This window comes from Sphingobacterium sp. UBA5670, from assembly GCF_002420705.1.
Classification (GTDB): Bacteria; Bacteroidota; Bacteroidia; order Sphingobacteriales; family Sphingobacteriaceae; genus Sphingobacterium.
This window is the reverse complement of the sequence record NZ_DIIM01000011.1, coordinates 58,475-72,440: the sequence shown is the minus strand read 5'-3', so window position 1 is coordinate 72,440 and position 13,966 is coordinate 58,475. Positions and strand designations below refer to the sequence as shown.

Here is a 13,966-nt window from a genome sequence, read left to right as displayed (position 1 = left end):
GCGTTTAAAAGTCAACTTTTATTCCTAGCGTATAAATTCGTGGTATCCTCATTTTTGACCCAATATCATAGCCGGTGTAATCCACAATTTCAGGGTCCACACCACTGTAAGATGTAATCGTGGCAACATTATTAGCAGACACATAGGCATACGCATTTTTAATGGCCTGAGTTCGGCCCGCCAACAGAGAAGTTAAATTATAGCCCAACGTGATCGCCCTTATTTTAACAAATGAAGCATCCTCTAAGAAAAGATCCTGATCGGCCTGATAAGCGATAACAGTACTCCAAGGGTTATACAATGGATATTTACTATAATCACCTCGTTTTTCCCAATATGTAATCTCTTTGATCGCATCCAGATTTTTAGCGCCTTCATTGTTGATAAAATCAAAACGATTAGCCATTTCTTGATTGATGAGCTCCCGACCGATATTATAATACATATTAATCCCCAGGTCCCATTTTCCAAACACGAAATTGTTATACCAATTCCCAAAAACAGCAGGCAAACGATGCCCTTGCAATCTCCTATCTTCATCGTTAATCATATTGTCGCCATTTCGATCCTCCCAAATAGGATCTCCCGCACGCAATTGTATCGCATTATAGGTCATTCCCTGAGGGACCTCTGCATCCGTCCTGTAAATTCCTTTATTAACAAGTAACCAGTATTGATCCAAGGGTTTCCCGACCTCCAAAAGATTATTACCTATTACGAGCCGATCTAAACCATTGGGTAATGCCTTCAATTTATTCTGATTATGTGATACGTTCAGTGCAGTAGACCACTTAAAATTATCCGATTGAACGGGATCAAGACCAACGGTTAATTCGGCACCAACATTCTGTACATTCATTCCCGCTGCATAACTGGATTTATAGCCATATTCGCTATAGGATGGAATATTGATCAGCTGATTCTTTGTCTGTTTTATATAGACATCCAGCGAAACATGGAAATTTTTCTTTTGAATCGCATAGTCCAGCCCCAAATTACCTTGATCTGTATAAGCCCAAGGAATATTGTACCCAACCCATCCCGACTCATAAGGTCTTACCAATCCGGCAATAGCGTTATAGCCTGCAATAAGTTGATTACCTGTGAAACCCATTTGCGCGACATAATTAGGTCCCTGTGCAAAATCGTCAAACACATTGCTTAACCCTATACGGCCAGCGCTTAAACGAGCAGTCAGCTCTTTCAAATTCGTGTTTGTATTAAAATAGCTGTTTCTAATATTCCAATTTATCGACAACGACGGCGTAAAAATCCATCGCGCATCCGGTTGTGCATTGGAAGACGCGTCAGAGCGCAATACCAAGGAGGTTTCGACCTTATTATCATAGTTATAGGTTGCTTTTCCATAAAATGAAACTAAGTTGTGGCGAATACGGTCTAAATATTTAAATATAAGCGCCTTGGGATATGCAGTAGCCTCCAAATAGTTTGATTTTGTAGCATCATCTTCCAAGAGATTCACCTTAATAAAATCATTTACCCCCTTGTAAGCGTAGGCATAATTGTAACGATAGGTATCCCATTGCAAACTATTGCCGACCAATAAGTTTAGTTTGTTCTTCTCACTGATATTCCAGTCATAAAAAGCCTTATTGTCAAATACTGCCCGCTGATTATAGCCATAGTAGTTAGAAGCAAAATTATTGGATTCCATCAGCTTACTATGATAGAATTGGTCCCTATAGCCCTCATTATAATCGAGCATTCCTGTCGAAAGAAAATGAAAGTTTCCAAAATCAAACTGCAGCTTTCCATATCCCTGTACAACATTGGATTTGTTGTTATCAAAACCTTTTTTATAATAACTCAGGTACTCATCGTAAACGTCTTTATTTGGTGATAAGGGAGCTGACAAATCGGGAAAATAAGCAAGCTGGGCAAATCGATCGCGAAGATTTAGATTTCGATTACGATCGAGCCTCGCGATATTTGCCTGCATGGAGAAGGTAAGCCAGGTCATCGGTCGCATATTCAAACCAAAAAGCGCATAATACTTATTTAATTTCACCTTATCTGCTATACCTTTATCTTGGGTCGATCCTGCAGCAAATTGAAAATTTGCGCGAGGACCACCTCCAGAGAGATTAGCATTCAGATTATAAACTAAACCGTTATTGTAATAAGAATCCGTCCAATCAGATTTCCCAAAATAATTCATATTAAGCGAGTCGCTTAAATAAACAGGATATGAATCGCCGTCATCATATTTACCATTGGAAGTATACAGATCATAAAACTGTTTTCTGAATTCATTTTCGTAGTCACCATTAATTGTTGTGACATGTGGACGCTCTGCTAAGCCGGTATACATATTGACTGCTATCCGATTACTTTTATCCACTTTATATTCTTTTGTGCGAACAACGATAGCTCCATTTGCCGCATTAGGACCGTACATAGCCACCGCCGCAACATCTTTTAATACTTCAATGGACTTCACCATATCAATATTGATATTCGCCAATAAGTTAGTGGCCGGACCTATTCGTTCCAGATTATAGGTCTGAACGGCATAGGCAAATGGATGCTCCCCAACCAAAGGAATGCCATCCAGGACAACCAACGGTTGATTTTGGAACACATCAATATCAGAAAGCAATGGTCTAGAAACTCCTCGAAAATACATCGGCTGTTTGGTTCCTGGCTCTCCAGAGGGTTCAGTCACATAAAGCCCTGTATTGTTCCCTTTCAGGTATTGTGCCAAAGAAGAATAAGGTAATAGGGCTTGTTTTTTGATTTCGACGGGATTTACTTGGCTTGTTTTAATCTGAAATATAGAATCTAATTTCGCAGTCCCAATCTGAAGCTTAAGGCTATCGGAAGGTGACAACACCTTGTCTTGACCAAAAGCAAAAGAATAACAAGCACAGGAGAATCCTAACAGAACAAGCCTATCCAAATACCTTTTTTTAATCATGTACATATGGATGATATATAATTAGGTTATTTTTACTTTTCTACTATAACTGGTTAAAATCACCCAAAAAATAGGTGAAAATTTATTGATTTTTCGAGATAGGAAAATTGGTCAATTCCCATCCAAAATTGATATTATGCAGTATCAAACAGGACTAACATCATAATCTAAGGTTTTAAGTTTAAAAAATAAAAAAAACGTTTTAGCATAACACAACATCATGAAATGTCAAAACGGATTGGATTGCTTAATTGGTCAGCACTTATCTCACTTGGTTATAATGAAGATATATAGAAAAACGAGAAAAAAAAATTTTTGGAAGTATTTTTTTAATTTGCTAAACTGGTTTAGTTTACAACATTAAGCAATTTGTAGCTAAAAAAGTGGGTTAATTCATATAAAAAATAAGATTTTGCTAAAATAATGTTATCAATTAATTTTTTTTCAAATTGTAACACCATCACTATCAAAACAACTAATAGACAGCATATTAAACGATTGCACGAGAGAAAGAGCTCCTCATCTATTCCCGCCGATGGGGAACAAAATAAAAGGCCCCTTCATTAAGTGAAGGGGCCTTTATAGTCATATCGTTGACTGATTATTTATTCGGTTTACTACTCATCTCAAAAACCAGTTCTCCTCCGTTTATAATACTATCATAGGAGAGCAGCAAATTATCCAATTTCCGTCCATTCAAAGAAACAGATTTCACGTAGACGTTCTTTTCAGACTGATTCCGCGCGACGATGGAAAGACTCCTTCCATTTTCAAGATTTACTTTTGCGGATTTTACCAATGGACTGCCGATCCAATAGCTGTCTTCTCCAGGCGACACTGGATAAAATCCTAGTGCCGTAAATAGATACCAGGCCGACATCTGTCCACAGTCGTCATTACCACCTAATCCTGCGTGACCATTGTGGTACTGATTACGTATAATTTGTCTAACACGCGCTTGGGCTTTCCATGGACTCTTGGTAATATTGTACAAATAGGCCACATGGTGCGAAGGTTCATTACCATGCACATAATTGCCGATAATGCCATCCCGTGTGATGTCCTCTGTATGTTCAAAATATTTATCAGGCAATTCCATGGTAAAAAGCGAATCCAAATAAGATTCTAACCGTTTTTTCCCACCCATTAATGCCATCATTTCAGTCGGTTGATGAGGCACATAAAGGCTATAATTCCATGAATTGCCCTCGATAAATCCTTGGCCATGTGTATCCAGGACATCAAATTTTTCTTTAAACTTTCCTGCTGAATTCTTAGGACGCATAAAACCTATAGAAGGGTCATATAGTGATTTCCAGCTTTCAGCCCGTTTGGAAAATGTATTGTAGATATCGTCCTTTCCCAATTTTTTTGCTAATTGCGCAATACACCAATCGTCATATGCATACTCCAATGTATTAGAGACAGACGTACCCGACACATCATCAGGTACATAGCCCATATCAACATAAGCGCCTATACCTTCATATTGACGTGTATTTGCGGTTTGTACGCAAGCCGCTAATGCGGCTTCAGGATCTCCCTTGTAAACACCTTTAAGAATAGCATCGACAATAACTGATACCGAATGATAGCCGCTCATACACCAGTTATCATTCGCATAATGCGACCAAATCGGCAACATCTTCAGCACACTCTGATCATAGTGAGCCATCATGGAGGCGACAATATCTGCATTGCGGGATGGATTAATGAGATTCAACAACGGATGAAACGCTCTAAAGGTATCCCATAGCGAAAATGAGGTATAATTCGTAAAGCCTTCCGCACGATGTACCTCCTGATCAAGCCCTTTATACTCGCCATTGGTATCCATATAGACCGTTGGCATTAGACTTGCGTGATACATCGCTGTATAGAAATTCACAAGATCTTCCTTGTTCAGCATCTCCGCCTCTATTTTATGCAGCTCCTTTTCCCAAGCTTCCTGACCTTTCTTAACATACCCATCAAAGTTCCAGTCTGGCGCCTCCACATTCATATTAGCCAGTGCATTCTTCATACTCACCGGGCTTAATGCGACTTTTAAAAGTATCGATTCCTGTGATTTGGTGTCAAAATCAAGATGTAGCTTGATATTGTGAGCTGCTAGATCCGGGAAATTATTTTGCTGATCAAACTTACGCCAGAAACCGTTATATACAGATTTTCCATCCTCGTATTTGGCACCGTAATTCTTGAAAGGTTTCGATGTTTTAATGGCAAAATATACCGTGCGGGTCCTTGACCAACCATTTGTTTGGCGGTATCCAACCAAAGTTGAATCGTTCAATACTTTAACAACAGTCCAAACATTTTTTCCGTCATAATTATAGATCCCAGCAGTCAGATCAACTATCAGATGCGACGCATCAGACTCTTTGAACGTATAACGGTGTATACCCACACGTGCCGTCGTCGTTAACTCAGCTTTAATCTGATGTTTGTCCAACAGAACACTATAATAATTAGCTTCAGCACGTTCATTCGTGTGGCTGTAGGGAGACCTGTAGCCATCTTGTGGACGATCTGCTGTTCCAGGATTTAATTGAATTTTGCCCTGGGTCGGCATAATCTGTATGTCACCAAGATCGGAATGACCGGTACCACTAAAATGGGTGTGACTAAAACCGACAATCGTAGGATCATCGTACTGGTAGCCTGCACAATATTTGTACACATCTCCATTATAGCGTCCATTTACCGCATACGCTAAGGTATCCGTATCCGGACTTAATTGTACAGCGCCAAAGGGAACAGTCGCCCCAGGAAAGGTATGCCCCATACGGGCAGTGCCGATGAGAGGTTTAACATACTGCACTAATTTAGTTTCTTGTGCCTTTGATACAAGTGGGACACTGATCAATCCCAGAAAGACCAAACTTTTTATATTCATCGCTCAAGAATTATATTGTAGGATTTTTGCTGTAATCCGCCCATAGCTCATCGATTGTCTTCCCCGTCTGGGCTTTCCAAAAAGCATCATTATAGCTTTTGTTGCGCATAGCTGCATCCAATTTCTTAACAAAATCTTTTTTTACATGGCTATTGATCCAATAAAGGAATCGAGCTGTAACACGATAAGAATCCGTATATTTTTGCTTGTCGCTATAGTCAGGTAATTTCCAATTTGCTCCAGCATTATCAATACCATCATCAAATCGGACAAAATCTGCTATTCCCTCTGTAATCCACCAAGGCCCAGCGCCATCAGGGTATGCTTGTACAATGTGCATGACTTCGTGGGTAACAACATCAATATCCCCCGGATTTTTAGCAAACCAGGCAGGACTATATCGTACAATTCCGCCTGCTGTAGCCGCAACTCCCTTGTAATCCGGGTCAATCACAAATGAAACTTTTTTGATTGTCTTTTTATTGTATTTCTTCGCCAATTTTGGATAGTTGGTGAAATAAGCCGCAATTAATCTCTCTTTTAATGGAGCACTAAAATCTTTGTCTTTATTGATCCAGATCAAGGTATAACCACCTTTGCTAATACTATCAACGTCCACCGCCACCTGACGGTCGTTTTCTGTGTGTTTCCAATTGTCTTGTGCAAAAAGCGAACAAGAAGAAGCCAATCCAACTATGGTAAGAGCTACTTTTAAGTTTTTAAGATTCATCATAGCACAAAATTTATTTCTTTTTGTTCGATTTTAACTTAATATTGGTCTTCAAGTCTGTTGTCATTGAATAAGGTGCGTCACTTTTAGCACTTCCCCTAGTATAGTTAGGTTTTGCAGCCATATCAAAATTAAGCGTTCCTCCTTCATGCAATGCTTTGTGGCTTAGCCAGTTTTTACCGTAAGTTGCACCATTCCACTGCAATGCATTCACATAGATATGATCAGCAGAATTCTTGGCGGCATCGATTGTCAATGTTTTCCCATTTTCAAAAGTCAAAGTTGCTTTTTTAAATAATGGCGCTCCCAGAACATATTCATCCGTCGCTGGACATACCGGATAGAAACCTAAGGCAGAAAACACATACCATGCGGAAGTTTGTCCATTATCTTCATCACCACAGTAACCATCAGCAGTCGGCTTATACATTCTGTCCATTACCTGACGGACCCAATATTGCGTTTTCCAAGGCTGGCCAGCATAGTTGTAAAGATAAGGCATATGTTGAATTGGCTGATTACCATGTGCATATTGTCCCATATTAGCAACCTGCATTTCACGTATTTCATGAATAATACCGCCATAATAGCTATCGTCGAAATCTGGAGCCTGAACAAACACCGAATCCAACATGCTCACAAAAGTCTTTTCTCCTCCCATCAGGTCGATCAGCCCCTGAACATCGTGAAATACGCTCCACGAATAATGCCAGCTATTGCCTTCAGTAAAAGCATCGCCCCATTTCAATGGATTGAAAGGACTCTGGAATTTTCCATCTTTATTTTTTCCACGCATCAAATTGGTCGATGGATCAAATAAATTCTTATAGTTCTGTGCACGCTTAGCATACAAATCAATTTCAGCCTTCGGACGGTTCAACGCTTTTGCCAATTGGTAGATCGTGAAATCGTCATAGGCATATTCCAATGTACGCGCTGCATTTTCATTGATTTTAACGTCATAGGGCACATAGCCTAAGCTATTGTAATATTCAACACCTTTTCTTCCAACAGCACTCATTGGTCCTTCGTTATTAGCACCATGCTGTAAAGCTTCGTATAACTTATTAATATCATAACCGCGCAATCCCTTCATATAGGCATCCGAAACTACCGATGCAGAATTATTGCCCACCATGATATCCGCATATCCAGGACTACTCCATTCAGGCAGAAACCCACCCTCTAGATATGCATTAAGAAGACCTTCCTGCATTTCCTTGTTAATAGATGGATACATAAAGTTCAAGAATGGATATAATGCTCTAAAAGTATCCCAAAAACCCGTTCCTCCGAATAAATATCCCGGAAGTGTTTTCCCATTGTAAGGACTGTAATGGACCGCTTTTCCCTGCGCATCAACTTCATATAATTTGTTCGGGAAAAATAAGGTCCGATACATGGTCGAATAGAATGTACGCAACTGATCGATATCATCACCTTCCACTTTAATTTTTCCTAAAGTAGAGTTCCATATCTGACGCCCGTCTTCTTTAATTTGATCAAAGGATTTGTTCCCCAGCTCATTTAAGTTGAGGAGAGCCTGCTCCGCACTGATAAAAGATGAAGCGACCTTCACCTGTACTGGTTTAGTTTTATCCTTTACTTTAAATCCGACAATTGCTCCTGTGTGGTCGCCCTTAATCTGTAGCTGTCCATCCTTCTTCTCTTTTCCTTCCCAGGTTGCAACGCTCGCAAAAGGCTGATCAAAAACCAATACAAAATAATTCTTAAAATTTGCAGGTAGAGGACCACGTGCATATTTCGAAGAATAACCAATAATCATATTTTTTTCGGGAATAATTTGAACCTCAGATCCCTTTTCATAAGCATCCAAAACGATATAAGCATCGTCTGTTTTATTGAACGAGATTCTAAACATTGCAGCCCGTTCGGTGGGTGTCATTTCAGCAGTCACATCATGATCTGCTAGATAAACCGAATAATAATAAGGTTTTACAATCTCAGCTTTATGCGAAAACCAACTTGCACGCTCATCTTGATCGAATACAGGCTTTCCTGTCACGGGCATGATAGAAAAAACACCATAATCATTCATCCAAGGTGATGGCTGGTGAGTCTGTTTTAAACCACGAATCTTATCCGCGGTGTATTGATACTGCCATCCGTCACCGTTTTTACCTGTTTGAGGTGTCCACATATTCATCCCCCATGGTCTAGCTATCGAGGGATAGGTATTCCCATTTGACAATTCAAATTTGGATTCGGTACCCATTAACGGATTAACAAGATCGACAGCTTCTAGCTGCTGCCCTCTAAATTTCTGAGCCAAAACCGGTTTTGCGCAAAACAAACCAAAAGACAATAACGAACCCAGAAAAACACTTAAAGATTTCTTCATTATTTAGGATATATAAAAATATTTCTACTAAAACGTATTAGTAAAGATATAAAAAAGAATAATAAATCAAAATAGCCCCCCAAAATTGGACGGATACGTCTTATGATTTTTACAATTCAATTTTTATACTACCCCGCGAATAATCTTATCGCGCGATTAATTTGGTCGAAATAATATACTCTTTTGGCTTCGATACCCCCTGATCAATCTCTTTTAACAGGACCTTGACACATGTTTTTGCGAGAGGTTCCAACGGCTGTTGAATACAGGATATTTTTGGATTTAAAATATCAAACAATTCATGATCATCAAAAGAAAACATCGGAAAGTCAAAGGTATGTTCGCCTTCCGAACGAAGCGCCTTTAAGCCAAGGATACAGAGGTAATTTGTTGTAAAAAATAATCCATCCAATGTAGGATTTTCAGCAGCCCATTTTCTTAGTAACTGCGTCCCCTTTTGCTTTAACTGTTGATAAGGTAAGTGCAAAAGACGTGGTTCCATTTCGTTTTCTTCACAGAAGCCTAAATAGGCCCCCTTTCGTGCCAACATCTGCGGTTGATCCGAGTCAATGGTAACTAATCCAAAATTCCGACAGCCAATGGACTTCAAATGTTCACAAGCTTTTCTACTGCTATCCTCATTATCAATATGGACATAATGTGTCTCTACCGCTGGGCTATTTCTGTCGAAAACAACCAGTGGCACACCATATTCCAAAATCTTTCGTTGATATTCCTCCAAATCTATTGTTGGAGCCAAGATAATACCCTCCACTTTCTTTTCCAGCATAGAATCGATGATATCACGCGCATTTTGTGAGTCTCCAAGTGTGCTACTGTAGAGAACATGATAATTTTTTTTCCGAAACAATTCCTCCACATACAATGCAAATGGGCCAAAGAAAGAATCCCCAATATTCTCTACAATAAGACCGATAGTATTTGACCGCCCCGTCGCTAAACTTTTTGCCAAAGCATTAGGCTTATAGCCAACCTTTTCAACGTATGCTAGTACGCGGTTTTCCAATTCTTTGCTGATCCGTGCTTGTTCGGCCTTGTGATTGATGACTAATGATACAGTCGATTTAGACACATTGAGTTCCTGTGCTATTTCTTTAATTGATTTGGCCATAAGAGCATTTTCATAAAATTAGGGTGAAATTAGAAAATAAATATGAACATATCGGAGATTACAATTGACAACATGAAATAAATTATTACACAATCGTATGCGTAGAAACGAAAAAATGAATAAACACCTAATTAAGACTAATTTCTCACTCGATTATTAGCCCCTGTGAATGAGCATAGATACCCGCAAAAAGATATTTATGATTAAATTTAACGATCATTCTTTTTAGGATAATGCTTCTCTAAATAGAGAAGTACTAAAAAAGCATACGAACCATTACCAATAAAACTAAATAAGACCATCTTACTGTTTTAATGGAGTAAGTTGCACTGTTATATAAACTAGTGAAAAGTCTTAGCGAAGAAAAAATTATTTTGAAGAAATAACCGAATGCAAATGAAAACATCTTTTATGTTATCCTTTCTTTTGACCCTAGCCTCTATTGCTATAGCTCAAAAGAAGGACCAAAGACCGAATATTGTACTTATAATGGCAGATGATCTAGGATATGGAGACCTCGGCGTATACGGTCAGCAAAAAATTGAAACGAAGCACATCGATTCATTGGCTGCCAAAGGAATGAAATTTGACAATTTCTATGCTGGTACATCCGTATGCGCGCCATCTCGCTCATCTTTAATGACGGGACAGCACACCGGACATACCTACGTGCGTGGCAACAAAGAAATTGAACCTGAAGGACAACAACCGCTAGCGGACTCCGTACAGACATTTGCTATGCTCCTCCAACAAGCTGGCTATACAACCGGTGCGTTTGGAAAATGGGGACTTGGAATGGTCAATACGACAGGCGCACCTGATCAAAAAGGATTCAATGAATTTTATGGCTATAACTGTCAACGTCAATCCCATCGCTACTACCCAACTCACCTCTGGCATAATAAGGAAAGGATAGAACTAAATGGTAATGGCTTAATGTCACAAGGGCAATATGCACCGGCATTAATCCAAGAGAAGACCTTGGAATTTATTGATGAAAATAAAGAAAAACCTTTTTTCCTTTATGTACCCACAGTGCTTCCTCACGCCGAATTATCAGGCCCGGATGACAAATATTACCAATTATATGCAGACAGGTTTGATGAAAAACCGCATAAAGGAAACGACTATGGACCACAAGCGACTGTTCCCGGTTACACTTCGGTCGAAAAACCGCATGCCATGTATGCGAGTATGGTAAGCCGTATGGATGCTTATGTCGGTCAAATTGTTGATCGCTTACGCAAAAACAAATTATTGGATAATACAATTATCATTTTTACGAGCGACAACGGATCACACAAAGAAGGCGGTGCTGACCCCAATTTTTTCAATAGCTCTGGTGGGTTACGCGGCAACAAGCGCGACCTCTACGAAGGTGGTATCAAGACTCCTTTCATTGTTTATTGGCATGGTAAAGTTGCCGAAGGGAAAACTTCAAGCTACTTGGGAGCTTTTTGGGATATTATGCCGACGATGGTCGAGCTTGCCCAGGCGAACAAACCTAATTATACGGATGGCATCTCATTTGTGCCAACGCTGCTGGGTAAAAATAAACAACAAAAACAGCATCAATACCTATACTGGGAATTTCATGAAGACGGGGGACGTCAAGCCTTGCGTCGGGGAGACTGGAAACTTATCTTACAAAATGTTACAAGTAGCCAGCCTTCAGCCGAACTATATAACCTCAAAAATGATCCTACGGAACAAAACAATATAGCTCAGGAAAACCCAAAGAAAGTAAAGGAGTTGCGACAGCTGATTGAAAAATCACATGTCGAAAGTAATATTTTTCCATTGACAAGTGCAACCACACATAAAAAATAAAACGAAGGTTTGGGAGTAGCTACTAGATGTTACTCCCAAAATAGAGATTATCTTTCCTATAACATGAAATCATATTTTTTTCATTAAGTTTACTGCCCGAGTGTACCCATGAAAAATCAAAAATCATATCAATATCACGAGCTTCTCCCTCTTATACGCCAGGGAGACCAACGAGCATTTGTTTTATTATATGATTTATTTACGCCCGATTTAATCGCTTTTATTGCAAAAAAAGTTGCTAGCAGTGAAGTCGCTGAAGATATACTGCACGACCTTTTTATGTCTGTATGGAAAAATCGGGAAATGATTGAGGAAATTGAATCTCTTCCAGCTTATCTATTTAGTTCCTGTAGATACCTCATCCTTGCGCATTATCGCAAAAATATAAAATTAAAGGTATCAGCGTTCGATTTTGACGAGCTCGAACTGGAAGATGAAACCGTTTCAATAGAAGACAAACTCTATTACCGTTATATCATTGATATTGTCGCTAAAGAAGTCGAAAATCTTCCCGAAAAGTGCCGGGAAGTATTTAAATTGAGTCGTGATTTCTACATGAGCAACAAAGCTATTGCTCAGCAGCTTAATATCAGCGAGTCTACTGTCGAAAAACACATTAATAAAGCACTCAAACATCTTCGAGCAGCCACAAGCCAATTATTTCATTTTACACTGTTTTTTTAGTCAACACGCCTACCTTTTAACAGATATTTCCATAAATATTTTACCCATTTTTAAAAAAAATATTTTTTTTCATTTTCGACTGGAGGTTGCACCTTATTTTACACACTTGTATAATAACTGACCATTCCAATGGAACCTGTTATGAATCAAATGAACGAAATATACAAGCTGATTTCCGTCTTCTTGAATAGGAAGGATACAGTTCGAGAGAGAAAAGAACTACTTGACTGGTTTGAAAAACAATCCGAGAATGGCATTTCTGAGGCCGAATTTGCAGATATTCAAAATAATGCAAAAAAGAGCCTTATCAAGGAGATACAAAATCCCGCAGGAAAAATTATACAGCTTCGTGCAGTCAGGTATATAACTATCGCTGCCAGCATCCTGTTGATTGGTTTTTCAATCTTAAAATTCAGGCCAAAGCCCGAGATTTTAGCAACCACAGCGCAATTGGCATCAATCCCGCCTGGTAAAGAAAGAGCAATCATAATCTTGGGAAATGGTAAACGAATAGATCTCGAACATCTTTCGCTCAATCAAAGTATACAAACAGGAGATGTTATTATAAAAAAGGATGGTAAGGGACAAATCAGCTATCATGATGTAAAAACAGGACAAATAAGTATACAGAAAAATAGCATGTATACGCCAAAAGGTGCTACCTATGACCTAACCTTATCAGACGGCACATTGGTGACGCTAAACGCTGATTCGAAAATCTCATATCCAACCTCCTTTGACCATGGAGACAGAGAAGTTGAATTACAGGGGGAAGCCTACTTTCATGTAAAGAAAACAACCAATAGACGCAAATTTATCGTTAAGACACCTGGTCAGAAAATTGAGGTTCTTGGAACCCGCTTCAATGTCAATGCTTATCCCGAAACAGATAGAACACAAACAACCTTAGAGGAAGGGTCTGTGGTCGTCTCAGCACAAGATGTACCGCAATCCAATATTTACCTAAAACCAAATGAACAGGCTACTCTACAACATGGCACACTAAATTCCCGCCACATAGATATTGAAGAAGTATTAAGCTGGAAAAAAGGTCAGTTTTATTTCAATGGTAATAACATAGAAGAGGTAATGCAACAAATTGGCCGCTGGTATAACATTGACATCATCTACAGACGAAATAAAAGCAAAGAACAATACATGGGTACAATCCCCCGCAATTTAAGTTTAAACAAATTGATTGAGCTACTCAATTATGCAGATATCAATACAAAAGCTTTGATGGGTGACAATAGCCGAATTAAATTAATCATTACATAACCAATTGCTAAAATTATGACAAGCACAAAACTTCCACCATAATTACTTATTGTTAATGCCAATAAAAAACGGACCCTGTTGGCGCAGAATCCGTCATAGTAATTGGTATTAAAGCG

8 protein-coding genes are annotated in these 13,966 nt (G+C 39.0%); 3 read left to right on the top strand and 5 right to left on the bottom strand.

The window, feature by feature from the left end; all coding sequences use genetic code 11:
* Positions 1-4 precede the first annotated feature (4 nt).
* The 5 genes from B3C94_RS10250 to B3C94_RS10230 all read right to left on the bottom strand — a co-directional run bounded on the left by B3C94_RS10250 (position 5) and on the right by B3C94_RS10230 (position 10,058).
* Positions 5-2,944, bottom strand: coding sequence for a SusC/RagA family TonB-linked outer membrane protein (locus B3C94_RS10250; RefSeq protein ID WP_293903000.1), 2,940 nt, complete (start codon positions 2,942-2,944; stop codon positions 5-7).
* 595 nt (positions 2,945-3,539) lie between these two features.
* The gene (locus B3C94_RS10245; protein ID WP_293902997.1) at positions 3,540-5,834 is read right to left on the bottom strand and encodes a GH92 family glycosyl hydrolase; all 2,295 of its coding nucleotides are present in this window, start codon (positions 5,832-5,834) and stop codon (positions 3,540-3,542) included.
* Positions 5,835-5,844: 10 nt separating this feature from the next.
* The gene (locus B3C94_RS10240; RefSeq protein ID WP_293902995.1) at positions 5,845-6,567 is read right to left on the bottom strand and encodes a basic secretory protein-like protein; all 723 of its coding nucleotides are present in this window, start codon (positions 6,565-6,567) and stop codon (positions 5,845-5,847) included.
* 10 nt (positions 6,568-6,577) lie between these two features.
* Positions 6,578-8,926: a GH92 family glycosyl hydrolase gene (locus tag B3C94_RS10235; RefSeq protein WP_293902993.1), complete on the bottom strand. Its 2,349-nt coding sequence runs from the start codon at positions 8,924-8,926 to the stop codon at positions 6,578-6,580.
* Between the two features lie 145 nt (positions 8,927-9,071).
* On the bottom strand, positions 9,072-10,058 hold the full coding sequence (locus B3C94_RS10230; protein ID WP_293902991.1) for a LacI family DNA-binding transcriptional regulator: 987 nt from the start codon (positions 10,056-10,058) through the stop codon (positions 9,072-9,074).
* Positions 10,059-10,454: 396 nt separating this feature from the next.
* Here B3C94_RS10230 and B3C94_RS10225 point away from each other — a divergent pair, with 396 nt between their 5' ends.
* From B3C94_RS10225 to B3C94_RS10215, 3 genes are all read left to right on the top strand, one after another.
* Positions 10,455-11,888, top strand: a complete 1,434-nt coding sequence (locus B3C94_RS10225; RefSeq protein ID WP_293902989.1) for an arylsulfatase — start codon at positions 10,455-10,457, stop codon at positions 11,886-11,888.
* Between the two features lie 108 nt (positions 11,889-11,996).
* Positions 11,997-12,572: an RNA polymerase sigma factor gene (locus tag B3C94_RS10220; RefSeq protein WP_293902987.1), complete on the top strand. Its 576-nt coding sequence runs from the start codon at positions 11,997-11,999 to the stop codon at positions 12,570-12,572.
* A 141-nt stretch (positions 12,573-12,713) separates the two neighbouring features.
* Complete coding sequence (locus B3C94_RS10215; protein WP_293902985.1) at positions 12,714-13,850, top strand: FecR family protein; 1,137 nt, start codon at positions 12,714-12,716, stop codon at positions 13,848-13,850.
* Positions 13,851-13,966 lie beyond the last annotated feature (116 nt).